At 62.4% G+C, this 26,493-nt stretch carries 31 protein-coding genes and 1 tRNA gene; 24 read left to right on the top strand and 8 right to left on the bottom strand.

The window, feature by feature from the left end; all coding sequences use genetic code 11:
* The first annotated feature begins 1 nt into the window (after nucleotide 1).
* The 23 genes from ACIQTZ_RS00360 to ACIQTZ_RS00250 all read left to right on the top strand — a co-directional run bounded on the left by ACIQTZ_RS00360 (nucleotide 2) and on the right by ACIQTZ_RS00250 (nucleotide 19,313).
* The gene (locus ACIQTZ_RS00360) at nucleotides 2-1,315 is read left to right on the top strand and encodes a hypothetical protein (protein ID WP_402976492.1); all 1,314 of its coding nucleotides are present in this window, start codon (nucleotides 2-4) and stop codon (nucleotides 1,313-1,315) included.
* Entirely contained in the window at nucleotides 1,312-2,586 is a 1,275-nt protein-coding gene (locus ACIQTZ_RS00355; protein WP_402976489.1) for a head maturation protease, ClpP-related, read from the top strand. Before ACIQTZ_RS00360 ends, ACIQTZ_RS00355 begins: the two co-directional genes overlap by 4 nt.
* A gap of 2 nt (nucleotides 2,587-2,588) precedes the next feature.
* Entirely contained in the window at nucleotides 2,589-2,948 is a 360-nt protein-coding gene (locus tag ACIQTZ_RS00350; RefSeq protein ID WP_402976486.1) for a capsid cement protein, read from the top strand.
* A 16-nt stretch (nucleotides 2,949-2,964) separates the two neighbouring features.
* Nucleotides 2,965-3,873, top strand: a complete 909-nt coding sequence (locus ACIQTZ_RS00345) for a hypothetical protein (protein ID WP_402976483.1) — start codon at nucleotides 2,965-2,967, stop codon at nucleotides 3,871-3,873.
* A gap of 2 nt (nucleotides 3,874-3,875) precedes the next feature.
* Nucleotides 3,876-4,241 carry a hypothetical protein gene (locus ACIQTZ_RS00340; protein WP_402976480.1) on the top strand — a complete coding sequence of 122 codons (366 nt, stop codon included), beginning with the start codon at nucleotides 3,876-3,878 and terminating at the stop codon, nucleotides 4,239-4,241.
* 14 nt (nucleotides 4,242-4,255) lie between these two features.
* On the top strand, nucleotides 4,256-4,690 hold the full coding sequence (locus ACIQTZ_RS00335) for a Gp19/Gp15/Gp42 family protein (protein ID WP_402976477.1): 435 nt from the start codon (nucleotides 4,256-4,258) through the stop codon (nucleotides 4,688-4,690).
* Nucleotides 4,687-5,022: a hypothetical protein gene (locus ACIQTZ_RS00330; protein ID WP_402976474.1), complete on the top strand. Its 336-nt coding sequence runs from the start codon at nucleotides 4,687-4,689 to the stop codon at nucleotides 5,020-5,022. The genes ACIQTZ_RS00335 and ACIQTZ_RS00330 overlap by 4 nt, the downstream gene beginning before the upstream one ends.
* Entirely contained in the window at nucleotides 5,022-5,321 is a 300-nt protein-coding gene (locus ACIQTZ_RS00325) for a hypothetical protein (protein ID WP_402976471.1), read from the top strand. Before ACIQTZ_RS00330 ends, ACIQTZ_RS00325 begins: the two co-directional genes overlap by 1 nt.
* Nucleotides 5,318-5,725, top strand: a complete 408-nt coding sequence (locus ACIQTZ_RS00320) for a hypothetical protein (RefSeq protein ID WP_402976468.1) — start codon at nucleotides 5,318-5,320, stop codon at nucleotides 5,723-5,725. Before ACIQTZ_RS00325 ends, ACIQTZ_RS00320 begins: the two co-directional genes overlap by 4 nt.
* A 54-nt stretch (nucleotides 5,726-5,779) precedes the next feature.
* Entirely contained in the window at nucleotides 5,780-6,448 is a 669-nt protein-coding gene (locus tag ACIQTZ_RS00315) for a hypothetical protein (protein ID WP_402976465.1), read from the top strand.
* 94 nt (nucleotides 6,449-6,542) lie between these two features.
* Entirely contained in the window at nucleotides 6,543-6,749 is a 207-nt protein-coding gene (locus tag ACIQTZ_RS00310; protein WP_402976462.1) for a hypothetical protein, read from the top strand.
* Nucleotides 6,750-6,777: 28 nt separating this feature from the next.
* Nucleotides 6,778-7,134 carry a hypothetical protein gene (locus ACIQTZ_RS00305; protein WP_402976459.1) on the top strand — a complete coding sequence of 119 codons (357 nt, stop codon included), beginning with the start codon at nucleotides 6,778-6,780 and terminating at the stop codon, nucleotides 7,132-7,134.
* Between the two features lie 50 nt (nucleotides 7,135-7,184).
* The gene (locus ACIQTZ_RS00300; protein ID WP_402976456.1) at nucleotides 7,185-7,574 is read left to right on the top strand and encodes a hypothetical protein; all 390 of its coding nucleotides are present in this window, start codon (nucleotides 7,185-7,187) and stop codon (nucleotides 7,572-7,574) included.
* A 20-nt stretch (nucleotides 7,575-7,594) separates the two neighbouring features.
* Entirely contained in the window at nucleotides 7,595-11,743 is a 4,149-nt protein-coding gene (locus ACIQTZ_RS00295) for a peptidoglycan DD-metalloendopeptidase family protein (RefSeq protein WP_402976453.1), read from the top strand.
* 12 nt (nucleotides 11,744-11,755) lie between these two features.
* On the top strand, nucleotides 11,756-12,754 hold the full coding sequence (locus tag ACIQTZ_RS00290) for a hypothetical protein (protein ID WP_402976450.1): 999 nt from the start codon (nucleotides 11,756-11,758) through the stop codon (nucleotides 12,752-12,754).
* Nucleotides 12,748-13,875: a hypothetical protein gene (locus ACIQTZ_RS00285; protein WP_402976447.1), complete on the top strand. Its 1,128-nt coding sequence runs from the start codon at nucleotides 12,748-12,750 to the stop codon at nucleotides 13,873-13,875. The genes ACIQTZ_RS00290 and ACIQTZ_RS00285 overlap by 7 nt, the downstream gene beginning before the upstream one ends.
* Nucleotides 13,875-14,870 carry a hypothetical protein gene (locus ACIQTZ_RS00280; RefSeq protein WP_402976444.1) on the top strand — a complete coding sequence of 332 codons (996 nt, stop codon included), beginning with the start codon at nucleotides 13,875-13,877 and terminating at the stop codon, nucleotides 14,868-14,870. Before ACIQTZ_RS00285 ends, ACIQTZ_RS00280 begins: the two co-directional genes overlap by 1 nt.
* A 13-nt stretch (nucleotides 14,871-14,883) precedes the next feature.
* Nucleotides 14,884-15,240 (top strand): hypothetical protein, encoded by a 357-nt coding sequence (locus ACIQTZ_RS00275; protein WP_402976441.1) that lies wholly within the window; start codon nucleotides 14,884-14,886, stop codon nucleotides 15,238-15,240.
* A complete protein-coding gene (locus ACIQTZ_RS00270; RefSeq protein ID WP_402976438.1) occupies nucleotides 15,224-15,949 on the top strand; it encodes a hypothetical protein in 726 nt (241 codons plus the stop codon). The genes ACIQTZ_RS00275 and ACIQTZ_RS00270 overlap by 17 nt, the downstream gene beginning before the upstream one ends.
* Nucleotides 15,946-16,560 (top strand): M23 family metallopeptidase, encoded by a 615-nt coding sequence (locus ACIQTZ_RS00265; RefSeq protein ID WP_402976435.1) that lies wholly within the window; start codon nucleotides 15,946-15,948, stop codon nucleotides 16,558-16,560. The genes ACIQTZ_RS00270 and ACIQTZ_RS00265 overlap by 4 nt, the downstream gene beginning before the upstream one ends.
* Before the next feature lie 12 nt (nucleotides 16,561-16,572).
* The gene (locus tag ACIQTZ_RS00260) at nucleotides 16,573-16,977 is read left to right on the top strand and encodes a hypothetical protein (protein ID WP_402976432.1); all 405 of its coding nucleotides are present in this window, start codon (nucleotides 16,573-16,575) and stop codon (nucleotides 16,975-16,977) included.
* Nucleotides 16,970-17,299 carry a hypothetical protein gene (locus ACIQTZ_RS00255; RefSeq protein ID WP_402976429.1) on the top strand — a complete coding sequence of 110 codons (330 nt, stop codon included), beginning with the start codon at nucleotides 16,970-16,972 and terminating at the stop codon, nucleotides 17,297-17,299. Before ACIQTZ_RS00260 ends, ACIQTZ_RS00255 begins: the two co-directional genes overlap by 8 nt.
* A gap of 262 nt (nucleotides 17,300-17,561) precedes the next feature.
* Nucleotides 17,562-19,313, top strand: a complete 1,752-nt coding sequence (locus tag ACIQTZ_RS00250) for a hypothetical protein (RefSeq protein WP_402976426.1) — start codon at nucleotides 17,562-17,564, stop codon at nucleotides 19,311-19,313.
* Nucleotides 19,314-19,373: 60 nt separating this feature from the next.
* Here ACIQTZ_RS00250 and ACIQTZ_RS00245 read toward each other — a convergent pair whose 3' ends face one another.
* The 8 genes from ACIQTZ_RS00245 to galU form a co-directional block, all read right to left on the bottom strand.
* The gene (locus tag ACIQTZ_RS00245) at nucleotides 19,374-19,535 is read right to left on the bottom strand and encodes a hypothetical protein (RefSeq protein WP_402976423.1); all 162 of its coding nucleotides are present in this window, start codon (nucleotides 19,533-19,535) and stop codon (nucleotides 19,374-19,376) included.
* An 82-nt stretch (nucleotides 19,536-19,617) separates the two neighbouring features.
* Nucleotides 19,618-20,865 (bottom strand): PIN domain-containing protein, encoded by a 1,248-nt coding sequence (locus tag ACIQTZ_RS00240; protein WP_402976420.1) that lies wholly within the window; start codon nucleotides 20,863-20,865, stop codon nucleotides 19,618-19,620.
* 196 nt (nucleotides 20,866-21,061) lie between these two features.
* Nucleotides 21,062-22,111 (bottom strand): DUF6602 domain-containing protein, encoded by a 1,050-nt coding sequence (locus ACIQTZ_RS00235; protein WP_402976417.1) that lies wholly within the window; start codon nucleotides 22,109-22,111, stop codon nucleotides 21,062-21,064.
* 158 nt (nucleotides 22,112-22,269) lie between these two features.
* Nucleotides 22,270-22,342 (bottom strand) — tRNA-Ala (locus tag ACIQTZ_RS00230).
* 36 nt (nucleotides 22,343-22,378) lie between these two features.
* Complete coding sequence (locus tag ACIQTZ_RS00225; RefSeq protein WP_402976414.1) at nucleotides 22,379-23,179, bottom strand: SDR family oxidoreductase; 801 nt, start codon at nucleotides 23,177-23,179, stop codon at nucleotides 22,379-22,381.
* 6 nt (nucleotides 23,180-23,185) lie between these two features.
* Complete coding sequence (locus ACIQTZ_RS00220) at nucleotides 23,186-24,052, bottom strand: hypothetical protein (protein WP_402977249.1); 867 nt, start codon at nucleotides 24,050-24,052, stop codon at nucleotides 23,186-23,188.
* Nucleotides 24,053-24,204: 152 nt separating this feature from the next.
* Nucleotides 24,205-24,831, bottom strand: a complete 627-nt coding sequence (locus ACIQTZ_RS00215) for a GNAT family N-acetyltransferase (RefSeq protein ID WP_402976411.1) — start codon at nucleotides 24,829-24,831, stop codon at nucleotides 24,205-24,207.
* Nucleotides 24,832-24,838: 7 nt separating this feature from the next.
* The gene (galU, locus tag ACIQTZ_RS00210) at nucleotides 24,839-25,771 is read right to left on the bottom strand and encodes a UTP--glucose-1-phosphate uridylyltransferase GalU (protein WP_400329321.1); all 933 of its coding nucleotides are present in this window, start codon (nucleotides 25,769-25,771) and stop codon (nucleotides 24,839-24,841) included.
* A gap of 104 nt (nucleotides 25,772-25,875) precedes the next feature.
* Between galU and ACIQTZ_RS00205 the strand changes: the two genes are divergently transcribed.
* Nucleotides 25,876-26,475, top strand: a complete 600-nt coding sequence (locus tag ACIQTZ_RS00205) for a 5-formyltetrahydrofolate cyclo-ligase (RefSeq protein ID WP_402976408.1) — start codon at nucleotides 25,876-25,878, stop codon at nucleotides 26,473-26,475.
* Nucleotides 26,476-26,493: the final 18 nt, after the last annotated feature.

Below are 26,493 nucleotides of genomic sequence, written 5' to 3'. Positions count from 1 at the left end.
GGTGAAGTGGTGGAAATCGGCAAGCTCACGCAAGAACAAAGCCGAGCCCGTCACAGCCGCTCCCCTCACGGAAGTCGGCTACGCAACGAAAGCCAGCGACTGGTGGACCAATCTCGACGCAGAAGAAACGCCCGAACTGCTGTGGCCTCACAACATTGAGGTCTACGACCGGATGCGCCGCCAAGATGCCCAGATCACTTCTGTGCTGCGGGCCATGACCCTGCCGATCCGCCGGACGAAATGGCGGATCGACGGCAGCGGTTGCCGCCCAGAGGTGGCCCAAAGGGTGGCCGACGATCTTGGTCTTCCCCTGGTCGGAGCCGAGAGTATCCCAGTGGTCCGGACCCGTGACCGCTTCTCTTGGCCGGAACATCTTCGGCTGGCCCTTCTGATGCTCCCCTTCGGGCACTCTGTGTTTGAACAGCAGTACCGCATCGACGAAGCTGGCATGGCCCGACTCCGGAAGCTGGCATGGCGCCCACCCAAAACAATCTCCCGCATCGATGTCGCCCCTGACGGCGGGCTGGTATCCATCCAACAGCACAACGGCAAGCCGATGGGCATAGAGCGGCTGGTCGTGTACGTCAACGACCGCGAGGGCGGCAACTGGCTCGGTCAGTCCATCCTGCGGCCCGCGTACAAGAACTGGCTGCTGAAGGATCGGGCGCTGCGGGTGCAGGCCCAGACCCTGGACCGCAACGGCATGGGCATCCCGGTCTACAAGGCATCAAAGATCCATGACTCTGTCACCGGTGAAGATCGCGTATCCAGGGAGAACAAGGAACTCGACGCTGGTCTCAAACTCGCCAAGGGTCTCCGATCCGGAGACAACTCCGGCGGGGCCATCCCGAATGAGGCGGAACTGGAGCTCAAGGGCGTCACCGGCACTTTGCCGGATGCCGACACGCCGATCCGCTACTACGACGAGCAGATCGCACGGGCGGTCCTGGCGCACTTCCTGAACCTCGGCACCGAGACAGGTTCCTGGGCGCTTGGCTCCACCTTCGCGGACTTCTTCACTCTGTCTCTGCAGACCCTTGCGATGCAGATCGCTGACACCACTACTCAGCACGTCATCGAAGACATCGTGGACGTCAACTGGGGAGTCAACGAACCGGCTCCGCGACTGGTCTTCGAAGAGATCGGCTCGCGGCACGCGCCAACGGCCGAGGCGATCAAGATGCTCATCGACTGCGGAGCGATCAAGGCAGATCAGAAGCTGGACGACTTCCTGCGAAACACCTACGGCATGCCCGAAGCCGATCCCAGCACCGCCCGGGATCCACTCCCCCGAACCGCAACGGAGAACACATGACAATTCGAATGCTCAAACCCTCCGCAGCGTCGGGGCCTTGGTACCGGATGGAAGCCTCTACCGAGACCGACACGGCGGACCTCTACATCTACGAGATGATCGACAGCTGGTGGGGCGTGAGCGCGTCTCGGTTCGTCCGCGAACTGTCCGAACTGGACGTCTCCACCATCAACCTGTACGTCAACTCCCCCGGCGGATCCGTCTATGACGGCGTGGCGATCATGAACGCCCTCCGCCGGCACAAGGCCACTGTCGTGGCCACCGTGGACGGGCTGGCAGCCTCCGCTGCCTCGTTCATCATCCAGGCCGCCGATGAGGTTGTCATGGGCCAAGGCTCGGAGCTGATGATCCATGAGGCTTGGTCCTTCGCGTACGGCAACGCCGAAACGCTGCAGAAAGTCGCCGGAGACCTTGACCGGATCTCCGGAACCATCGCCGGGATCTACGCCGAGCGGGCAGGCGGCACCGAAGACGAATGGCGGGCCGCCATGAAAGCAGAGACCTGGTACACGGCAGATGAAGCTGTGACCGCCGGGCTCGCTGACCGCGTCGCCAAAATCGCCAAGAAACCCGAAACCGAGGACGCAAGCAACCGCTTCGACCTATCCATCTTTGCCCACGCCGGCCGCCAAAACGCACCGGCACCGGCAGTCAACAGCCACCGCGAACGCCGCCCCCAGCTCAGCCTGGTCAACGGCTCAGCGCTCGCAGCGGCAGCTCACATGGTCGAGAAGACCATCCAAGAACCTCCGGCCGAGCCGAAGGACACCATCACCCCCGAAGAGAAAGGAACCGACACTATGTCGGCAAAACTGACACAGGGGCTTCGTGAACGGCTCGGCATCCGGGCTGACGCGGAACTCAACGATGACCAGCTGCTTGATGCCTTGGACGAGGTACTCGAAGAGCAGGAGACCGAAGAGGCCCCGGCGGCTGCAGCAGCCGCCCAGGCGCCCGGAACGGTCGTGCTGGACGCGGCCCAGTATCAGGAGCTGCGTAACGCTGCTGATGATGGCCGTGTGGCCCGTCAGCAGCAGCTGACTGACGAACGCAACGCGCTCGTCAACGCCGCCGTGCAGGACGGCCGCATTCCCCCGGCCCGTCGTGATCACTGGCTCAACTCCCTTGAGGCCGATCCGGGCATGGCTGACACCCTCGCTTCCCTCGAACCGGGTCTCGTCCCGGTTGACAGCCTGGGTTACACCGGTGGCGTCGAGGTATCGACCGACGAGGACACCGCTTACAACCACGTCTTCCCGAAGGAGTCCTGACTATGGCTCAGTACTTGCCTCTGTTCCGTCCCGGCCAGACGGTGAGCTTCGGCGTCACCACGGCTGTCACAGGCGGTCACCCCGTGGAGGTCGGAGCGTCGGACCGCTCGGTGGCTCCTGCCGGAGCTGCTTCCACGAAGGTTGTCGGCGTCGCCGGTCACGATGCCGCTATCGGCGACAAGGTGACCGTCGAGGTCAACAAGACGGTCCACCTGCTCACTGCATCCGGTGCGGTCACCCGCGGCCAGCGGCTGGAAACGGCCGGCGCGGGCAAGGTCCGCACCCTGAACGCTGGCACGGCGTACTACATCGCGCTCACCTCGGCCGCTGACGGCGCATCCGTCGAGGCTCTCGAACTCTAGAAGGGAAGGTAGTTAGATGAGGACTTACCCCCTCACTCCCAGCCAGACTTCGCAGGCCACTGCGGAGCAGCTGATCGCATTCATCCAGAGCCCCACGCAGCTGGCCCGCCGTCTTGGTGAAATCCTCACGGCCCAGCAGTTCATCGGCCTGTTCCTCCTGCAGGGACGTTACGAGGTCAAGGGCGGGGCCATCGCCGTTCCGGTGAACGAGAAGATCCGCACTGACCGCGGCGCTGAGAAGGTCGCCCCCGGCGCGGAGTACAAGCTGACTCCGTTGAGCCAAGAGCAGTACGAGATCTACACGGCTCAGAAGGACGGCATTGCCACCGAAGTCGTCGATGAGGAAGTGGGGCGCAACCTGCGCCGGCCCATCGATGAGGCCATGCTGTTCCTGCAGACAGAGCTGGTGTTCAGCGCGAACGAGCTGGCGCTCGGTGTGGTTCAGTCCGCCATCACCCAGACGCTCACCGCAGGGAATCCCTGGACGAACGGGAAGCAGATCCTCAAGGACGCGCTCCGTGTGCAGGCTGCTGCCCGCCGCCTGAAGCTCGGATATGAGATCGACACTGTTGTCCTCAACGGAGAACAGCATGCCGAAGTCATCCCTGAGCTGCTCGATGTCCTCCCGGACAACGACAACACGGCCCTCACGGGCAACTTCCCAACCATCGGCGGTATCACCTGGGTTGCCAGCGATGACGACGAGTTCTCCGATCCGCTGTTCGTGGACCGGCGCCGCCTCGGCGGCATCGGCCGGGAGAACATCCCCTCGCCCGAGTACCGTCCCGTCGGAAGCGACACGGGCGTCGAGATCGCGACATTCCGCGAAACCTCGGACAAGACGCGCATCCAGGCGCGCAACCCGCACGTGCCGGTGGTCGCTAACCCGCTCGCTGGCTTCCACCTCACCGGAACGGGGGCCTAACGATGGCTGAAACCAAAGCAACGTACAAGGCGACCGCCCCGGTCGTGAAGGTCGCAGTCGGCCCGGCCGACGGCAACCGCGTCGCCCGCTTCGTGGACCGCGGGGACATCATCCCCGCCGGCGTTGACCAGGGCATCCTGGACCAGCTCGAAAAGCTGGGCCGGGTCGAGAAGGTCAAGGCCGCACCCGCGGAAGAATCCGAAGCCGACAAGGAGGCCGCTGCGAAAGCTGCAGCCGAGGCGAAGGCCGCCGCCGATGCCAAGGCAGCCGCCGACGCGAAAGCTGCAGCGGACGCCAAAGCAGCTGCAGATGCGAAAGCAGCTGCGGACGCCAAGACCGCTGCCGGCAAGACAGCAGCAACCAAGTAGAGGGGGTGGGCGTCATGGCGGAAGATCTGGCTGAGCTTGAGACGGTGGAAAAGGCGTGGCGCCCGCTCCGTGCTGCTGAGAAGCCGAAGGCGGAGTATTACCTGGGCATGGCCTCGCGGGCTATCCGGCGACGGTGGCGGGACGTTGATGAACGGATCGCCAACCCTGGTGACCTGCTGACTGCTGAAGACGTCGCCGACGTCGTGGTGCAGATGGTGCTCAGCGCTGTGGAAGGTTCGCCTGTCCGCGGGGCGAAGTCTTTCAGCAAGACCACTGGCCCTATGTCGCTCTCGGCCACGTTTGAAGCGGGCAGCACGAATCCTTCGAACATTGAGGACTGGATGGTTGAGGTCTTCGAGGGCCGGGCCACGGTGGAGCCGAGGTTCTGGGCTCCACCGGCTGGCCGGTACGAAAGCATCTTTGAGTGGCCTGAGGGGGTGAGCCAGTGAGTTTCATCAGCTCCTTCCCCGAAGAGTATTTGACTGATGTGGTCGTGCTGCGCGGCGGCGGCCGCGACGCCAAGGGCAACCCGGTCACCCCAGAAGAGATCTCGGTGACCGATTGCATCGTTGCCCCGGGTTCTTCGTTCAGCGGCGACAACCGTTCCGCAGCAGCATCGAGCAGGGCATCCCTGTACCGGGATCCGGATCCGGGTTTCTCGTTCCAGAACAAAGACCGCGTCCGCGTCCCTGAGGGTGAGCTTATGGCCGGTGAGTGGTCCGTGGACGGCCGACCGGCTGAATGGCCGATGGGCGTCGAAGTGACGTTGGTGATGTCCTGATGGCGCTGCGGAAGATGCGGGGCTCACGGACCTACTACGCCGATGACGACGGGCTTCGCCAGCTCGGGCAGAACAGCAAGACCGCTGCCGTCACCATCGCAGCGGCCCGCAAGCTGGCCGGGAACGCCCAGGCCGCAGGCAAGGGAAACTACGAGGCAGCACCGTCCACTGTGACAGCTGGGTGGAAGAACGAACGCCGCTCCGGGGCGGTGGTCCGCGAGACCACCCCTGATGTGCGGGACGCCCGCAACTCGATCCTGCTGCGGGTGATGAAAGCTATGAGAGGCGGACGCCGATGATGGATGGCTTGGTCTTCCCGGACCCCCTGGAATGCATGATGGATCTCATCGACGGGACAGAGCACCTGGATCAGCCAGTCCGGGCCGTCCTGCACCTGGACGCGGACGAGTACGGCGTGCTGCAGGGACCGTTCCCCGTCGTCCTGATCTACGCTCTCCCGGGCGGCACGGAGGGCTACGTAGACCGCACCGACAAGGTAGCGCTCGAATGCTACGCCCCGGGCCGGGCCGCGGTGAACACGCTGGAATCGATTAAGGCCTTCATCTGCGGCACAGATATCGAAACGCCCAGCGGCTACCTCGATGGCCTCGCCGTCGACCAGGTGCCCACCGATGTCCCCTACACCTCGGACACGCTCAATAAGGCGGACGCGACGTTCACCGTCACGTCCCGCCCCCTCTAACCCCTCCCAGGGGGATCAACGCACACCACTTGCCCTTGAAAGGGGTTCTTTGTCATGCCAACTTTCGACACACTCCGTCAGGACTTCGACGACCGCGCCCTGATCCGCAAGATCCAGAAGGCGCTCGCCGTCATCGCTCCGACCACTGTTGACCTTCCCGAAACGCTCTTCACGGGCGCCGGCACTCTGCTGGATCTGAAAACACTGGGCTGGAAGCCTGTCGGCATCGTCACCCCGGACGGTTACGACTTCGGCCGGGAAATCAGCAAGGAAGACGTCAGCGCCTTCGGTTATGCCGGCCCGGCGCGATCCGACACCACCGGAGTGGCCCGATCCGTCACCTTCACGCCGCTGGAACATGGCCGCCGGCACATGCTCGAACTCACCGACGGTCTTGACCTCAGCGCCATCACCCAGGACCAGACCACCGGCGAGATCGTCTATGACGAACTCGATCTGCCGACCGGCAAGGAATACCGGCTCCTGATCATCGGCCACGACGGTCCGGCAGACAACAACTGGATCCTCGGCAAAGGCTTCCCGCTGGTCAAGCTCGCATCCACGGACAACGAAAAGTGGGGATCGAGCGATCCCGTCACCAAGCCGATCACACTCGACATCTTCAACGATGACGAGCTGGGCACCCCCGCACGTAAGTACATCGGCGGCACGGGCGCACTGAAGCACAAGACGGCACTCGGTTTCACCCCAGCAACGCCGTAACCAACAGACCGCGGGCCGCGCCACTCTTCCGGGTGGTAGTGGCGCGGCCCGCTCAAAAACTCAAACCACCCAGACCCCATCAAGGGAGCCAGCAATGCCGAAATTCACCAAAGACGGCCTGACCCTCGAAACCTCCCTCCCGAACGAAATCAGCGAGCTCCGCGCTCGCGGATTCCTCGAGGAGAAGGACGAGACGCCGGCCTTCAACGAGGGCGGAGAACTGCCGCCCGCTCCGGTGATCGTCACCAACGACACCGGCCGTCCCGAGGGCGTCAAGCCCGCATCCAAGTCCACCAAGTAACCAACCCTCACCACCCGGAGGTAGCACCATGGCAGCAAAAAACAACGACAAGCCGATCGGCAACATCAAGCGCGTCAAGGTTGAGGCGGAGAACAACGATCCGGCCCAGTACCCCCTCGCAAACGGGAAGCTGATCACGTTCCCGGATGTCCACGATCTTCCGTTGGAGGAAGCAGAGGCATTCTTTGATGACCTCGACAACGGGCGGCGAACCGGCAAGATGTCACCAGCGCTGAAGCGTTGGCTCTCGGAAGAGGACTACAAGGCCCTCACCGCCGAGTACCCATCGCCGCGGAAACTCGGCCCGGTAGTCAGCGCCGTCATGGCGCACTACGAAGGCGTCTGGGGTGCCCAGGGGGAAGATACCGCCTCCGAGGGCTCCTAGAGCGCTACCGCCCGCAGATCCGCGCCGACCTCGCACACGAGTATCCCGGCGTGGACCTGACGGAGTGGTACCACGCTGGCCGGTGGGTGGCACTACTCGAACTAATCGACATGCTGCCCGCCGCCAGCAGGCTCAACGAGGCGATAGCCAACGACCCTGAAGCCGCTGAGGCAATCGCCAAGTCGCGACAGGGGAAAGAGCAAAAGCCGTGGTCCCCGCGCACGGCCGAATGGGATCTCCACGCGACAATCCTCAGCTCAGTTGCCAACGATCTGAAGACTCTCATCGCCATCACCAGCAAGGCGAACGGCGGCAAGCCTGGCGAAGTCAAACCATTCCCCACGCCCAAGACCGCGATCCAGGAAGCCATGAAGATCGCCGAACGCGAATGGGCGGTGGACTTCGCCGGCCAGCTCGGGTTCTCCCCGGAGGACCTGTGACAACTCAATAGGAGGCCTTGATGCCCGTCATTGGCGTAGCCGAAGTTCTCGTGAAGCCCACCTTCAAGGGAACCCAGGCCGAGGTCTCCCAGATCATGGACGGCATCAGCACCAACGCTGGCCGCTCCGCTGGTCAACGGATGGCGCGGGGTGTCTCGGCAGGCTTCTCAGAGGGCGTTTCTAAGCTCAAGTCCGAAGTCGCCGCGGCTGAGAAGACCATCACCAGGTCACAAGCCCAGATCTCGGCAGCCCAGTCGAAGATCGCTTCCTCGACCGAGGCCGAGGCGAAGGCCCTGGGTGCGGTCCGGGTCGCTGAGCTGAAGCTGCAGGAGGTACGGGACAACTCAAAGGCCAAGGCCTCCCAGGTCGCAGCGGCAGAGGAAGCGCTGCAGAACGCACGGCGGAAGGCCGCGACGGCCACCGACTCACGAAAGACCGCTGAGAAGTCCCTAGCGGATGCCACAACCGATCTGAAATCGGCGCAGGATCAGTCGGCCAAGTCATCGGCGGAGCTGGAAAAGAAGCTCAAAGGCGTCGGCGACCAGGCGGGCGAGTCCGAAAAGAAGGTCTCCCGCCTGGGCAGCGCGGTCTCTAACGGCCTGAAGTGGGGCGCGGTGGCAGTGGGCACGGCCGCCGTCACCACGCTCGGTGTAGCCCTCACCAAGGGCTTCAGTCGCCTGCAGGCCATCGAGAACGCCCGCGCCAAGCTCTCAGGCCTCGGGCACGACGCCGAGGCCGTCAAGGGCATCATGAATGACGCCATGGCCTCGGTGAAGGGCACGGCGTTCGGACTCGACGAAGCTGCCTCGGTCGCCGCCGGCGCTGTGGCCGCCGGGGTGAAGCCCGGCAAGGAGCTTGAGCGGACGCTGAAGCTGACCGGTGACGCCGCGACCATCGCAGGCGTCGGCATGGGCGAAATGGGGGCGATCTTCAACAAGGTCGCTTCCTCGAACAAGATCCAGGGCGACGTCATTGCCCAGCTGAACGACGCGGGTATCCCCATCGTGCAGCTGCTCGGTAAGGAACTGGGCAAGACAGCTGATGAAACCCTGAAGCTGGCCTCTGAGGGCAAGATCAACTTTGAGACCTTCCAGAAGGCCATGGAGTCCGGTCTGGGTGGGGCAGCTCAGAAGTCGGGCGAGACCCTGCAGGGTGCCTTCAAGAATACGATGGCATCCCTCGGCCGTATCGGCGCAAGCCTGCTGTCCGGGGTGTACCCGAAGATCCGCGATTTCTTCGCTGGGGCTATCGAGTGGCTGAAGCCCTTGGAGGAAGGCGCGAAGGTCGCAGGGGCGGCCATTGGCACGGTCTTGGACCGGGCTCTGACGGGCGCGCAGGGGCTGTGGGATCTGCTGGTGAAGGGAGACTTCACCGGCAAGCTCACGACGGCCTTCGGCTGGCAGGAAGACTCCCCTCTGGTGGACTTCCTGCTGAAGGTCCGCGACGGGGCCAAGGGCATCTATGACCTGCTGGTGAAGGGCGACTACACCGGTCTCCTGCGGAACGCCTTCGGCTGGGAAGAGGATTCGCGGGTTGTCGGCTTCCTGCTGACGGTCCGGGACACCGTCCTGAAGATCCCCGATGCTCTCACCAGGGTCATCGAGGTCGGCGGCGACGTCGCAAAGTTCCTGTGGGACATGCGCGTGCCGATCAGCATCATCGCTGGCCTGATCACCGCAAGCCTGATCCCCCACTGGGTGTCCCTCGGCGTCACTGCCCTGTCCAGCGCCGTGACGCAGAAGCTCGCGTGGGGCATGGCACAGGCCAGCGCTGCGAAGGCCGCCTTCGTCCACTCGTGGGCGGTCATGGTCATGGTGGGCGGCTGGATCGCCATGGGGGTCGCTGCACTGAAGTCGGCGGCCGAAACCGCAGCGATCTGGCTGCTGTACCAGGTCGAGCCGATCAAGGCCGTCGCTTCGATGATCGCGGCCCGGGCTGTGATCGTGGGCAGCTGGATCATGATGGGCGTTCAGGCGACCATCAACGCGGCCAAGATCGCCGCTGGCTGGCTGATCGCCATGGGTCCGGTCGGTTGGATCATCGGGATCATCGCCGCCGTTGTGGGCGCCTTCGTGTGGGCCTACAACAATGTGGGCTGGTTCAAGGACGGTGTCGATGCAGCCATGCGCTGGGTCGGTCAGGCCTTCATCTGGCTCTACGAAAACGCGGTGAAGCCAGCCTTCGACGGGATCTCCTTCGCCCTGGGCTGGCTGTACAACACGATCCTGAAGCCGACCTTCGACGGGATCATGGCGGCCGTGAATTTCGTGGGCGCGGCTTTCACCTGGTTCTACACGACGGTCCTGAAGCCGATCTTCGATTCGGCCGCGGTGATCATCGGCGGCTTCTACCTCTTCTTCCGAGGAATCGGTCAGCTGGTTGCCTCCATTTTCACCTACGTCCTGGTCCCGATTTTCATGGTCTTCTGGAACGCCGTGATCGATGGGTTCCGGCAGATCGGTGACGGGATCGCCTCTTGGTGGAACTTCACGGTCGCGATTTTCAACCAGACCGTCGCCTTCGTCCGCGACGTCCTGAGCGCCGCCTTCACCTGGCTCTACGACACGATCATCCGCCCCGTCTTCGACGGGATCGCCGCCTCGGCTACATGGCTGTGGAACAACGTCCTGAAGCCCACCTTCGATGCGTGGGTGTGGGTCTTCACGGTCGTCATCCCCAACGCCCTGAACTGGATGTACCAGAACGCCATCAAGCCAATTTTTGATGGCATCGGCGCAGCCGGGACGTGGCTGTGGAACAACATCCTGAAGCCGGTCTTCGACACGTGGGTGTGGTTCTTCACAACCGTCATCCCGAACGCGGCTAACTGGCTGTGGCAAAACGCGATCAAGCCGGCCTTCGATGGGATCGGCTCGGCCGTGTCCTGGGTGTGGGAAAACGTCCTGAAACCGGTCTTCGATTTCCTGGCCAAGGCCATCAACGAGGACATCCCGAAAGCCTTCGAGCTGGGCGTTTCGGCCGTGAAAAAGGCCTGGGACACCATCTCGGACATCGCGAAGGCTCCGGTGCGGTTCGTGATCAACACGGTCATCAACGACGGCCTGATCAACGCCTTCAACGGCATCGCAGACGTCCTGCCGGGCATCGACAAACTGCCACGGGTAGCCCTCCCTGAAGGGTTCCGCCGTGGCGGCATCCTGCCGGGCATGTCGTCCTGGCGGGACGGCGACGACCAGCTCGTGCCAATGCGCAAGGGTGAAGGCGTCTACGTCTCGGAGGTCATGCGCGATCCAATCGAGCGCGCTCGCCTCTTCGCGATGAACAAGGCCGCGATGATGGGCAAGTCCTTGGACAAGGTCCGGACCATGTTCGGCGCTGGCTTCGCTAAGGGTGGACTCGTTCACCCGCTGCGGGCCAGCACAGTGTCCCAGCCCTTCAGCGCCAGCCACAACGGCATCGACTTCGCGGCACCGACCGGCACGCCCATCGTGGCAGCTGGCCCGGGCCGAGTGTCCTCTGCTGGATGGTCTTCCTACGGTGGCGGTAACGAGATCCACATCGACCACCCGAACGGGCTGCAGACCTGGTACGCGCACCTTTCATCGTTCGCGGTGAAGCTCGGCCAGATGGTCACAGCCGGGATGAAGATCGGCGAAGTCGGCTCGACCGGCAATTCCACCGGATCGCACCTGCACTACATGGTGCTCAATGGTGGATGGCCAAGCTACGTCAACCCTGCCGCCTACTTGGACGGCGGCGGGGAGGCCGGCGCTGGCTGGAACCCGATTGCCGGAATCATCGACGGGCTGCTCGGCGCGTTCAAGGACGCCTTCCCACAGGCAGGCATGATGGCAGACATTGCCATCGGAGTCGGTAAGAAGCTGCTGCTGAACGTCTCGGACTTCATCACCGGCCAGGGCGGCAAGGATGACGGCATCGGTTCGACCGGCATGCCGTTCCTGTTCGACAACGGCGGTGTCTTGAACCCGGGCCTGACACAGGTGCTGAACGCAACCCAGAAGCCGGAAGCGATCTACACCTACGAGCAGAACAAGGCTCTGCAGTCCCTAGCCGCGCGCGGCGCCTCCGGTATCGGCGGCTCGGATCGGGCGCTCGTACACATCGAGAACCTGCACACCCGCGATGAGGATGAGGCGGTCCGCCGGATCGAAACATCCCAGCGCGATGCGCTGGCTCTTACCCGATAGGCAGGAGGCCCGATGGGCATCAGTTACGCGACCCCGTACACGCCGCCGCAGCCAGCGGTGAGCCCGTGGACGAGGACGAAGATGACGTGGACCGCCAAGGGCGTCACGTGGCCGCTGACGGACCCGGCATCAGGGTTGTTCCTGATGCCGGGCGTCCGCGGCCTCGGCTCGGTCACCACCGAACGGCACGCAACCACTTCCCCCGCCGTGGCTGGTTCCCGGCACGAAGGCATATCGGTCCTGGACCGCAGCGTCTTCTGGCCAGTTCACATCTACCACGATGAGGGTTCCGAGGCATGGATCAAGCGGGACCGGGCTTTCTGGGAAGGGATGGACCCGGGCGACACCGGAGTCTGGACCATCTTCCACCCCGGCGGCGGCGTCACCAGGTCACTCCGGCTGCGCTTCCGGGACGACGGGGACCACACGGTCACCTACGACCCGGCCCGGTACGGCTGGCAGACGTACGGCATCAACTTCGTTGCCGAGCGGCCGCACTGGGAAGGTAACCCGGTCGTCGCTTCGTGGAAAAACCCGGACTATCTGCCCTTCTTCGAAACCACCGGGCCGCATCTGTTCAACATCAGCTCCGGAGCCGACATCCAACTCGCCACCATCGACAACCCCGGCGACGCCGAATCTTTTGCCAGCTGGTTCATCGACGGTGAAGCCTCTGAAGCAGCGGTAGGGATCAACGGCGACGTCGCGCACGTGCCCTTCCCCGTCCCGGCCGGGAAGTGCTTGGTCATCGAATCCGACCCGGACAGGATCGGAGCGATCCAGTACGACGTCTCCCCCGCCCAGCTCGAACTGGACCAGGACGAACGAAAGAAGCCCTCCGAACGAATCATCGGCGTCGATCTCATCAACCCCGTAGACCGGACGGCCGACCTCGGAGAAGCGGACTTCCCGCCCATCCCGCCCGGGGCCAAGGTCAAACTCTCACTCTCCCTCGAAGGAACCGGCACCGTCGAAGCCCGGCTACCCACCCTTTACAGGAGGCCATGGTGAGCATCTTCAGGATCGCCGTCTACGACAAGAACCGGCAATTCAGGGGCCAAATCGGAAACCCCACGGCGCTCGCCGGCATCATGCGGCACAACATGGTCTCCACTCTCGACCTGACGGTGCCCTTGTCGCATGAACGCATCGGGGACTTGATGGCCGACGGGGCACGTATGAAGGTGATGTTCCGCAAGAAGCATCTGTTCTCCGGGCCGATCATGAACGAAAGCGGCGAATCGAACGGCATCAAAGGCTCGGTGACTTTCCACGCTGAGGGAGATCTCGCCGTCCTGAAGGACATCCTCGGCTGGCCGGTACCGGGATCCGCCATCGACAACCAGAGCGCGGCCGAGTACCGGACCTATACCGGAACAGCCGAGGCCATCGTCAAAGCCGCGGTTCAGGAGAACGGGGTCACCCGCATGGGCGTCCCTGGACTGTCGGTGGCGCCGAACCTCAACCGTGGGGCCGTGATCCCCGGCGGGGTGCCCCTGCGCATGCATCCCTTGTTCGATCAGTTGTTCCCGGCAGTCGAAAACGCCGGCCTCGGCGTCACGGTGCAGCAAGTCGGATCGAGTCTGGTCCTGGACGTCTACGACAGCGGAACCTATCCCAGGACGCTGCGGGCGAAGGGTAGGACGCTGAAGGGCGTCAAATGGAACCGAAGCCGCCCAACAGCTTCCCGCGTGATCATCGGCGGCCAGGGAGAAGGAACAGCCCGGAACTTCCGGCAGCTAATCGATCCAGACAGGGAAGCGCAGTACGGCATAAGGGCCGAGACCTTCCGGGACGCCCGCGACGACAACACCCCGTCAGTCATGGACGCTCGCGGCCGCGAAACCTTGGACGAAGCCGGGCCGAAAAACGGGCTGACTCTCGAACTCGTGGGCACTGGGATCTTCCAGTACGGCGAGGGCGGTTTTCGGGAGGGCATGACTGTGCCTGTCGAGGTGGCCGATGGTCTGGTCATCACCCAGCCCATCCGCGAAGTCAGCCTCAAATGGGTCTCCCCGGAGTACGCCGAGGTCAATCCCATGATCGGCGAAATCATCAACCAGCCAGCGCGGATCTTCGCGCAACGAATTGCTGCCCTCTGCAAGGGGCTGCGGAACCAGGAGCGTCGCTGATGCCTGTCGTTTTCACTTCCCGAGGGTATGACACCACCCCCGCGAAGCCCTACACAGAAGACGCGTGGGCCAACGCCTTCGGGGACTCGTTCATCGGAGGATCGAAGTACGGCGTTAACGGAGCTGGCGACTGGAAAGTCAGCATCGTCGCCAACGCGACTCGGACAATCTCCATCGCGGCCGGCAAAGGCTGGGGCTGTGGAGTGACTGACCAGACCAGCCAGAACGAGACCCTGCAGTTCGCCCCGTCCGCGTCAGGCGCTCGCTGGGATACCGTGGCGGTCCGTCGAGACTGGAACCCAACGGCCGGCGTCTCGCAGTTCGTCATCATTCAAGGCGGTTCATCCCGGGCTGTCTCTGGATCGCGGCTGTTCGGCCCGGGCGACATTGATGATCAGCCCATTGCCTTGGTGCAGATTAAGGAGAATCAGACACAGCCAGAAGCTGTGGTGGATCTCCGCTGCTGGGCGGCAAACGGCGGCGTAATCATCCGGGACGACGCTGCCCGCTCTTACCTTGCCCGTCTTGGGGCTGAAGTTCGCCTTGGTTCTGTTACGTGGTTCTACGGTATGGACGGCAACGGCACCCCGGGGTGGTCGAGCGATGCGCCCGATCAAAAGCCGGTTGCACTCTCCGGCGGTTACGCTCCACTTGCCGCTGGTTATGCGACTCCCAACACGCGGAAACACGCGGACGGGCGGGTCTACTTCGGAGGGGCCATTGGAGCTTCCGGAGCCACCGTAAACGTTGACAAAGCCATCCCTAACGGTCGCTTCAAGGTCGGCGAGGTAGATCCAAGCCACCGGCCAGCTTCCTTGGAAGCGTTCGAACCGATCGTCACGACCTCGCTGGGCAGAGTCTTTCTGTATGTCTACCCGAACGGCCACCCCAGCAAAGCAGGGCACATCGAGTTTGAGGCAACCAACACTGGCGTCATCCCAAAAGACAAGTTCTGGATCATACTCACCGGCGGGTTGAGTTGGGCCGCGGCATAGGAGGGGCAGGCGTGTGGAGCCAGCGCTCATCACTGCGCTCGTTGGGGGGCTCACGGCACTCGGTACAGGTGCATGGAAACTCATCGACCGGGCTGACAAGAAACGCGAGCGACGGGAGGCGGCCGTGGAAGAACTCCTGAGGGAAAGAATCGCCACGCTGGAAGCGGAGGCGGCCCAGAAGGACGCCGAGCACAAAGCGGAGCTTGAGAAGCAGGCCACGGGGTTCCAGAAGGAGCGCCGTCGCACGAATCGCAAGCTCGCCCGGATCAAGGCAGCAGCCGGCAAATGGCGGGAGCAGCTGCTGACGAATGACATCCAACCCGATCCCGCCGAATGGCCGACGGAGGATGACAATGACGACAGCGAGTGATAAGGCGCTCGAAGAAGCATCGGAAAAGGCCGCTAAGTCGCGAAGGGCCAGCAAGCGGACGCAGCTCCTGCTTGCTGGCCTTTCTCTTCTCCTGCTCGTGGCCGTGGCTGCTGCGGGATGGCTGGCCTTCGATAATCATCGCCTGGCAGTCGCGAACGCCGCCTACGGGGCGGAGCAGGCCCAGGAGAAGCAAAACCTCGCGCAGGCCGCCACCGACACCTTGTGCCAGTCCACGGATCAGAGCGCAGCAGCTTCGGAAACCTGCCGGAACCTTGAAAAGGCAGCAACCGAACCGAGCCAAGGACCGCAGGGAGTACAAGGAATACAAGGCGTTCCCGGCCCGCAAGGCATCCAAGGCCCAGAGGGAGAAGCCGGCCCGAAAGGCGACAAAGGCGACACGGGTGAAGCTGGCGCGACCGGCGCCAACGGAGCTGACGGCGTTGACTCCACAGTCCCCGGGCCAGAAGGCCCAAAGGGTGACACCGGAGCGCTCGGCCCTGCCGGACCGATGGGGCCAGCTGGCCCAGCAGGTGCCAACGGAGTGGACGGCAAGGACGGGGCCGCACCGACGTCGTTCTCATTCACTGATCCCAAATCCGGGATCGCCTACACCTGCACACCAAACCCGCCGGGCTCCACCACTTACACCTGTGCTGCAGCGCTACCAGCACCATCAACAACAACCCAACCAAAGGGAGGTCAAGCGTGAGACCTGTCGATAGCAAATGGCCACAGTCCCAAGGCTTCGGCTCCTACGCAACAGCGGGAGTCGCGGGCAACCCCAGAGGCAGCATCGTGCAGCAGCTCGTGGCCCAATACGGCGACTACCAGCCCTTCGGCCACGCAGGAGAAGACATAGCTTGTCCCATCGGCACACCAGTTCATGCGCTCGCAGACGGCGTAGTGGTCTGGGCAGGATGGGCAGAGGATATGGCCGGAGACGAATCCGACTGGGGATACCGGCAACGCTTCTACGTTTACAAACGGTTCCCTGGCATTCTCACTGTCATCCGGCACGACAACCGCAGCGACGGGCTTCTGTACAGCCTCTACGGTCACCTCTCAAGCAACGACATTGCCCCACAAGGCACCGTCGTCAAGGAAGGTGACCAGGTCGCCCTCAGCGGGAACACGGCGAGTCGCACAAGTTTCGTTGCGGCACACCTTCATGTCGAAGCTCTAGTCGATATGTCTTTCCGGTCGAGCGGTGGACTCATTTACGGCCGTACCGACCCCTCTCGGTGGTACGGCGCGACCTCCCCCAAGTCTTACTCGGTCGATGAGCAGTGGCTGCTCGACCTCGGTCTATCAATCCCCTAAGGAGAAAAAGAAATGCCAGCTCGTGTCAGCACCTCCAAAATGTCCAATCAGCAGAAACTCGACTTCGTTGTTGATGCCATCGCCAATGGTGGACAGTCGATGCTCTACGGTGCATCACTCATCGATCTCATCGATGACATACCCCGCAGGGTGGTCAAGTCCAAAGTCGTCAGGGATGGTCAAAAGATTGACCTCGACCAAGAGATTGCCGACTCCAAAACACTGGGGCTCCGGAACGAAGCCCAGCTCGCCGGCCTAACCGCCGCTGTTCAAGCGCTCGCCGCTGGCTCCGGAGCCGATCCGGAGTTCATCAAGCAGACCATCGACGCGGCCATTGATCGCAACCTGGGCAGAATCACCGCGACGGTCACCATCGAGGCCGCCCCCGATCTGAAGCAGGAGGCTAGCCATGGCTGATCATTCCGCAATTGATACCACTCAGGCCAAGTACCCTTGGAAGACAGCCGTGCGGACCGCGTTCCAGGTCGGCATTCCAGCCTTCGTGGGATTGCTGGTAATCTTGCCACCGATCTTGCAGGACGTTGTGAATACGTTCGGTCACCAGTTGCCGGCCGCGCTGACTGCTTGGCTGGTAGGGGCGGCCACAACTATCACGGCCACCTCGGCCCTCCTGGCTCGAGTCTCGGCTATGCCGAAGGTCATCGACTGGACTCGGAAGTTCTTGCCGTTCCTAGCTCCGGATAGAGCGAAGAGCAACACACCAATAGCAGGAGAATAGATTGCCTGATTACGCCTTCGAATCGGAACTCGTGGCGGATCCTTACGCCTTCGAGCGAGCAGCTAACGCCGCAATTACCGTCTACGATGTAGCGGATACCAACGAGACCACACCCCTAGCTCTGAAGGATCTGAAGGGGCTGGCGCTCGCTAATCCTCTCACTTCTTCTTCCGAGGCATTCGTGCCAGGATTTCTCGCCCCATCACCGCAAGTCCGCCTGGTCGGAGGCGGATTGAGGGTCATTCGGTCCAGCTTTGAGGGTATGCGAGTGGAAGCCGCGGCTTCGAAAGATGCTGCAGAGGCGGCAGAAGCCAAGGCTGCGGAGGCCGCGCTGAATGCACAGGCACCGACGGATGCGCAGGTGGATGCCGGCATTATCCGCGCAGACATCCCTGCTATTGCTGCTGAGGTTGTGGCCAGCAACCCGACTGTGGCGGCTTCGGCGGCGTCGATGGCCCAGTCCGCCACCGGACTCATACCAAAGTGGAAGGCAAGTACGGCTTACGCGGCGGGACAGATGGTTGTCGCTCCGAGCGGCGATTTGGTGACTGCCAAAGTCAGTTTCACCTCGGCCGCCGCATATTCGGATACGAACTGGAATCTTTCCGTTGCAGCATCCATGGTGGCCAGTTCGTTGAGGAATCGGGGAGTGCTGGCCAATGGAACGGACATCAATACCCTGCGTGAAACCGGCGTTTACCATATTGCTTCCTCGACGTCCGCGGCCACGATGCTCAACCTGCCATTCAATGTCCCCGGGCAGGTGTTGGTGACCAAGGACCCTGGTTCAACATTGGTAACTCAGAAGGGTATAGGCATCCCTCTCACAGGCGGGAACATCTCGTTGTGGTCGCGGACTACACGTTCCGCATCAACATGGGATTCCGCTTGGGAGTCTGATCGTCAGGTCAAGGGCCCGCTCCCTGAGGGGACAAACCTAGGGACGTTCCGAACCCCTGGGACTTGGATCATCTCTAACGCCACCTCGGCAGCGACCATGACCGGCCTCCCGCAGCTCAACGGGGTAACGCTGGCTGACGCCGCTGTACTCGAAATCGCCACCTTTCCCGGCCAAAGCGCTGGCCAGGAGAGAATCGAAATCTATGTGGCGGACGGGAACTACGCGCGCTTCAGCCGTATCGCCCGGACCGCGAGCGGTTCATGGCCGACTTGGCAGCACGACAACCCTGCGCCCACCGCACCGCCGGCGACGGTGGCCAGCGACGCGGGGCTGGCCAACTCGGTGCTCATCAGCAACTTCACCCAGAAGATGGGCGGACGACGCAGAGTCACAACCGCGACCATTGCTTTCAGGTTCGACCACGGCCTGGCGAACTTCAACGCCTATGTCCGCGCGATCTTCGAAGCATATGGCTGGAAGTACTCGCTGGCGCTTTGCTCCGGTCAGTGGGACCGGTCGGAGAATGTCGGCGTCACCCAGGCAATGGTGAATGCCTGGGTTGCTGCCGGGCTCGCGGAAATCTGGAACCACACCAAGGACCACGGTTCCGGGGACAACTCCGAAGCTGCCTGGAAGGCAGCCATCAAGGACGGACTCACGGAACTGGAATCGCAGCTCCCGGCCGCCGCTGGGAAGATCTTCGGACTTGCGCCTCCAGGTTCTACCGGCACCAACTTCGGGGACTTCATCTTCGGGCAGACCCTGCCCGAATTCACCGACACCGACGGCATTCGTTTCATCCTCCAGAATCACGCCGTTGTTGCCGGCTACCTGACCACCGAGAAACGCGTCCAAGATGGTATGGTCCGGCAAGGCATGGGCCACGCCACGATCGACAACAAAAACCTCGCCTACGTGCAGGGCTATGTTGAGCAAGCGAAGGCCACCAAGACGGCCATGCAATTCATGCTGCACCCGTCTCGAATCAACACGGCTGGCTACATGGACACGGCAACCCTAACCTCGATCACGGAATACATCCGCGCCGAGGAACTGGCCGGGCGCATCAAGATTGTCAGCCCCTACGAACAGTTGCTCTGCGACGTCGTGTAGGTGCCGGCGAATAGACCCCCACCCTCGCGGGGTGGGGGTCTATTCGTCGTTTATTGGTGGTTACCGATCCCAAGCTTCAAGTTCGTCTTCAGCTAAGCCAAGGCTCAGTGTGTAATCCATCTCAATGAAGTCATCACCAGTCTCCACCGGTTCCGGCCGATATTGATTTTCCGCCTGACTGTTCAAGTCAGCGGCGTTGGGCAATGAGGACTCGTTGTTCATGTTCTGGACCGTAGCGAACGGACCTTGACCTTCCCCGGGGGAAGTCTGAGAGTTCACTTCGTTTCAGATGGGCTGGCCAGGATCACGGCAGCATCCCTGACACTTCCAGCTGTGTTCGCCTATCGACCAAGTGGCAAATGGGGCTGCGGTAGTCTTCGGCCCGTCGCCGGCAGTGCTCGGCCTCCGCGCTTTCAGGAGGAAAGTACACCATTTGAGCTTCGAGAGCGTTGGCTCTGGATTCGATGACGTCTATTTCAGAGACAACTTGCGCGTGATCCACTCTTACGGCTTCGCGAAGGGCCAGATCCAGCGCAGTGTTATCAAGCTCACAGCCCTCTGCCACGCGGTTAAGCAGGAGTTGGCGAGCAGATGCAATTGCGTTCGGGGTTGCACCCACGGGATGCGCGAGTGTGACCTGATGCATGATGGAGTCTATCGTGAACTCACGAGATGCTGCTTGCGCCTCGGCAACAGCTTCCATTTCCTGCAACGCGGCTTCAACTTCGCCCTGACGGTCACTCCCCACGGTTTCGCGCACCAGCCTCTGGTAGAAGTGCGCGCTCTTCATGATCAGTATGTCCTGCCCAGTTTCCTCCCGGAACTCTTGGATCAGTTCGGGCCTGGGAATTGACGGGTGCAGCTTCATCCACCAGTCTTCCTTGCTATCCTCCGTGACAAAGATGACGTCCCTTTTCTCCGACGCCGCGTGCTCCATGAGCTGTTTCCAAAGCAGGTAGTCACCAAATTTTCGGTTCCCGGGTTTGTTCTTGGCGTCCATGTAGCCAGGCGGAACCTCTTCAGCGAATCGTTTGGCCCCGTCCTTGAAGAGGCCATCCAACTGCTGTTTCCCGGGCTTCGGGCCGATGCGGCCATCGAATAGCTGAGTGATGCGATCCAGAATGACGTCCGGGTTCTTCGGGTCAGTCAGTTCGCTAATCGCTTTGAGCTCATCAGTCAGCTCATCGAGGTAGGCCTCCAAGGCGCTGATTGATGCTCCCTGAGCCGCTGTAGCCTTCAGCCTGGACTGCGTGGGGAAATTGCCAAGCTCGTTCTTGAAAGTCGTGATCCTGTTGATCCGCTGCCTGTGCGCTTCGGTCTGCTTCGCACGTTGCTTATGGGTGTTTCGGTAGAACTCATCTGCGACCTGGTACGGAATCCAAAGGCGATTCTGACGCTGTGACAGAGCATCAAAGTGCTCGTTGGCCGTCGACTCACGGACGTCATAAAAGAACAGCAGAAGATTAGTGTCGAGGGTGATAATCCCCTCTTCCCAGATTCTCTCGATCTCCGTCGTCGTGGGCTTGTGATAACCGCGGAACAGGTCACGCATTCGGTCCTCCATCATTCAATACTTGGTTCAATTCAACCGGCGACTGCCAGTTGATCCTAATCGGCTTCTGGGGAGGCCCGTATTTGGTGCAGCATCCTCTGACTCCGCCGCAGCTGCTTGCGAGCGAGCTGGATCAGCAGAGAGACCAAGGACAGTGACTGTCCGAGATCTCACCCGTCTGACTTTGCCAAATTTGTCACCCCAAGCTACTACCGAAGTGGCGCGAGTTTTCGCCGTTCATGAATGGAGCGCCGGTATGGGTCGCGGCGGATTCGATGACCGGTTCTGTCAGAACTTCCGCGACATCCCAGCTTCTTTGGTTGGCAGAGCCGCTTACCAAGCCGCCTGTTTGGCTGAAGGAGTCCGCCAGAGCTTCAAGGTCGGGGTCGCTCATTCCGAGGTGAGTATAGAGAGCCGTAAGGAATACGGCTATGGCCTGGCCGCCACCCGCGTTTGGTGTGGGAATATGCGCGGTCGTCAACTGTCCGCCAGATAGGTCACCTTGGATGGCGAGGGCAAGGTCTGCGGGTAGGTTTCCGGTCGCTTCCCTTCCCAAGTTGAGCGGAGGAAAGAAATTAGTGAATTTGGCCCATGTTCCCAGATCGGGGACGCAGATAAGATCGATTGATTCTCGTGGGTGGTGAGCATGTTCCATGTCGCGGCGGAACAGTTCGCTGGACACGTTTTCAGCTGGGTGAGAATCGGGTTGTTTCCAGTCGTGCGAATGGGCGAGGAGCCCGTACGGAAACGGGCGGACTAATTCCCTTCGAAGGGATCCAACTCGCGGCGAGAGGCTCCTCTGAGTTTGAGCGCACCGTCTGGTTGCTTCTTCAATCGACGCTGCTCGTATTGTGCTCTTAACAGAAAATGCCGCGGCGACGCCGGCGGCCAGAACCTGCGGCTTGCGGCGCAGTGCAGTTGGGTAACCTGGTCGAAATACCACGATGTCAGTTTCGAAGGCCGTGTCGCCTGTATCCACTTCACCAATAATGTACTTCTCTTGGGCAACCTCATAGGTCGGGGGAAGCCAGTTGCGAAGAAATTCTGCCCAAGCGGTCTGTATTTCTTTGCCACCCTCCTGGGTGCGGCTCTTGTCCTTTGATGTTTGGCTGTAGATTCGATCCCAATCATCCGCCATCTCCTGCGCCGTTAGGCTCAACCAACGCATGTGGGCGTGATTCATCGTTTCAGTTGAATCTGCACCTTGAACATTCAACTTATCTGAACCGGTTTCTTGTTGTTCCATATAGCAATACTTACCACCGCGGATGGGCGGTGACTTGAGCACACAGTAGCCGTCGGGGATGAGCCCTGCGGTACGTTTGCGGTACGCCCAGTTTTGCTTGGAATTCAGAAAAGCCCGCCGAGCCTGCGTTTTCGCAGGTCAGGCGGGCTTTTTCTCTGTGGAGCTAAGGAGATTCGAACTCCTGACCTCTTCGATGCGAACGAAGCGCTCTACCAACTGAGCTATAGCCCCTGGACCATGCTGTACGGCGTGGCCAGTGTCCCTAGGCTATAAAGTTTCCCGGCGCTTTTCCAACCACGACACGTACGACTCCGTCCCGTACTTTTCTCCTGGCGCCAGGTTGAGCCCTGCACGGAGGTAGCGACCCATGGGGCCGGGCAACGGGAACCCGACTACCCGTCCATGTGATCGCGTGACCGCCTTCCAGGACAGTGCCATGTCCTGCATGCTCAGCACCTCAGGACCACCCACCGTCCTCATCCGGTGGTTCTTGGGGGAACGCGGCGCCAGTGCTTCCTCAAGCAACGCCCGGGCGACGTCCGAAGGCGAGATCGTCTGGAACCTGGCGCCTTTGAACACTGGGATAAGCCCTACGCGGGCACCGGCGGCAAACACCATCTCCACGAGGCTGTGGAACTGCGTTGCCCGCACCACCACGGTCTCCAAGGCCGAGTCGGCGTAGACGCGTTCCTTCGCGGCCTTGGAAACGTAGAAGGAGTAACTGCTCCTGTCGCAATTGATGATGGACAACGCCACCGCCTTGGGAACGCCCGCCTGGTGGGCGGCGCCCAGAAGCCGGGAACCGCCGTCGGCGAAGTGCTTTTTCGCCTTTCCGAACTGGCCTTCCAGGCAGTCGATCACGACGTCGGCACCCGCCACCGCGGCCGCTAACCCCACGCCGGTGGTGACGTCACCCGCGTAGTAGGTGGCGCCGTCGTGATGCTTCGCGGAACCGGCGGGTGGTACGTGGCGGCTGAGGACGTTGACCGTGTGCCCCTGGCCCAGCGCACGCCGCACTACTTCGCGGCCCACCTGCCCGGTGCCGCCGGCGACGGAGACCACCGCCATGGGCGGCTAGGCCCGGCGTCGCTGCAGGACGTCGTCCAGATTGCTCAGGGCGCTGTGCCCCTTGGCCGGAGTGCGAACCTGCGTGGCGGCATCAGCCTGCTCCGCACCCTGTTTGAGGACCGGCTTCCCGACGGGCTTGGGGGCCTCGGGGAGGACCAGCGGCTCCGGCGCAGGCCGGTTTGCCTTGGCTGCGCCAACGTAGGTGGGCTTGGGAACCTCAACGGGCTTCCACGGGGTGCCACCGTCTTCGGGTGCGGCCTCGGCAGATGTGTCGCCGGCGGCGAGGGCTACGGCCAGTGCCGCTTGACGAAGTTCGACGGCGGAAAGCCTCGCCTTTTCGCCGTCTGCCTCGGCATCGAAAACAGGAGTTTCCTTGGCCTCCATGGGCGGTTCCTTGGGCAGGTACCGGGCGGGAGTGGGAATGGATTCCTTTTGGGCAGCACGGCGTGCCCGGCGTTCGCGGAGATCACGCAAGGCAAGCTGCCGCAAAACGACGACAGCGAGCACGGCACCGAGGAATGACACCAACGGCAACCAGATGGAGCCCTGCCCAAAGAGCCGGACAATGCCGGAAACCACGGCCGTCAGGAGGAGGATCAGGCCGGACAAGGCCAACGTCAGACGGGCGTACCGGATAGTGAACGGGGTACCGGACGTTTTCCGGGGAGTCGCATCAGCCACGCGGGATTCCAGGGGCGACGCCTGTGCTGTGCTGTGCATGGTCTCCATCGGTTTCTCCTGCTGAGGTGCCAAGGCCAATACCACCCCTGGCTGCGTCTCGTCGGGCTCGTCCTCGAATGGCTCTCCCGGCCCGGTGGCCGTTTGGACCTGTGGCCGCCCTTTGCGTAAAACATAGGGCGCGACCCACACCATCCAGAGCGCGACAGTGACAACGAGTATCACTGAGCTGCTGAGAGGGAAGTCCACATTCAAAACCGTAGAAGCAAATCGTCAGGTGCCGTGGCATTCCTGCCGGTGTGTCGCCCGCGAGTCCCTAAATGATTCCCGGGAAGCCCCAAAAGGGCCTATGACCTGCCCTTTCTTCCTTCCCGCCAGCTTTCCAGGAGTCCGTGCGGAACTTCGTCGGAGGTCAGCGCGAAAGATCTGTGGTCTGCCCATTCCCCGTTGATGTGCAGGTACCTTTCGCGGTAGCCCTCGTCCCGGAAGCCGAGTTTCTCCACCACGCGCAGGCTGGGTGCGTTTTCCGGCCGGATGTTGATTTCCATGCGGTGCAGGCCAAGCGTCCGGAAGCAGTGATCCGTCGCCATCGCCACAGCGGTGGGAGCGATTCCGTGTCCAGCGCGGTCCTTGTCCACCCAATACCCCAGGGTGGCCATCATGGCCGAACCCCAGACGATCGAGGAAACCGTCAATTGCCCCACGATGCGCGGTTCCCGGAAGCCGGGTGTCCACTCGGCGATGATGAACGGCAGGGCGGTGGCCTGGCGCGCCTGTTGGTTCAGGGAGGCCACCATCTGGCGGTAGCTTGGGAGGCTCCCACCCGGTGCGGGGTTGGAGGCCTCCCAAGGAGCCAGCCATTCACTGTTACGCGAGCGGACCTCGGACCATTCCCGCTTGTCCCGGTAACGGATGGGCCGAAGCACCAGGTCTCCGCTTTCCAGCGTCACCGGCCAGATCGCAGAGCCGTACATCCGGGTGTTACTGGGGAAGGGTGGCAGTGAAGTCCGGCAGCCACTCGCGGAGCTCGGGACCAAGGTCTTCTCGTTCGCAGGCCAACTCGATGCAGGCCTTCAAGTAGCTCAGCTTGTCTCCGGTGTCGTAGCGGCGGCCACGGAAGACCACGCCGTAGACGCCGTAGCCTTCGCCCTCGCCGCGGGCCAGGACCTCGAGAGCGTCGGTCAGCTGGATTTCTCCGCCGCGGCCCGGAGCTGTCTTCTCGAGGACATCGAAGACGGCCGGGTGCAGCACGTAGCGACCAATCACGGCAAGGTTTGAGGGGGCTTCATCAACGGAAGGCTTCTCCACCAGTTGCTTGATGCGGACGTACCCCTCCTCGCCGTTCTCCTCGACGTCTGCGCAACCATAGGCGCTGATCTTGGACGGTTCCACTTCAATAAGGGCCACCACGGATCCGCCGGTCTTCTGCTGCACGGCGATCATTTCGCTCAGGAGATCGTCCTTGGGATCGATCAGGTCGTCGCCGAGCAGGACGGCAAAAGGTTCGTGTCCTACGTGCTGCTTTGCGCGGAGGACAGCGTGGCCCAGGCCGTTCGGGTCGCCTTGGCGTACGTAGTGGATGTCACCAAGGTTGGTGGCCGACTGGATGGCTTCGAGCTTGGACGTGTCACCCTTCTCCGCCAAAGTGGCTTCAAGCGCAGGAACACGGTCGAAGTGGTCCTCCAACGCACGCTTGCTGCGGCCGGTGATCATCAGGACGTCATGCAGTCCAACTTTCACGGCTTCTTCGACCACATACTGGATGGCTGGCTTGTCAACCACGGGCAGCATTTCCTTCGGCATCGCCTTCGTGGCGGGGAGGAACCTGGTACCAAGACCCGCTGCGGGGATGACGGCCTTACGGACAGCATTGTTATGGTGAGTCACCGGACTAATGTAACGGACGGAACACATCAAAAGGTAAACCCCCGCCGTGCCGGGACACACAAATTGTCGGTGAATTGGCTGGTTGGGGCACTGGCGCCCCAACCGGCAAAGCACCGACGGAACGGACAATCATGGCATCGAAGGAAGAAATACGTGCCGCCCGCAGGCTGCACCGTCGCACGCTGACTCCTGAGCAGATAGCAATCGCCGGCGACGCCCTCGCGGCCCACGGAACGGCGTGGGCCAAGGACGTTTCAGGCGGCGCCCCCGGGACTTTCACCGTGTACTTGGGCGTGGCCTTCGAGCCTCCCACCCTCCCCCTGATCGAGTCCCTGCACCAGGACGGCCACCGGATCCTGCTTCCGGTGTGCGAGCCGGACAGGCAACTGAGCTGGGTGTTCTGGACCCCGGAGACGGTCTTCCTCCGCTCGGAATACGCACCGATTGACGAACCGGAGGGCGAGCGGCACGGCGCGGATGCCGCCGCGCACGCCAACGGCATCTTCATGCCTGCCACGGCTGTGGACGGAGACGGCAACCGGATCGGCCAGGGCGGCGGCTACTACGACCGCTTCCTCCAAGGCCTCGGCGCCTCGGGCCGGCAGCCCCGCACCATCGCGGTGACGTACGACGACGATGTGTTGCCTTCCGGCGCCATCCCGGCCGAGCCTTTTGACCAGCCCGTCCCCGAGGCCCTCACGCCATCGGGAATTGTGCGGCTCGGCAGGTAGTTATGGTGGCGTACGGCC

This window comes from Paenarthrobacter sp. NPDC090520, from assembly GCF_044769205.1.
Lineage (GTDB): Bacteria > Actinomycetota > Actinomycetes > Actinomycetales > Micrococcaceae > Arthrobacter.
Note: the sequence above shows the minus strand (reverse complement) of the source record. Positions and strands in the feature narration are given on the sequence as shown.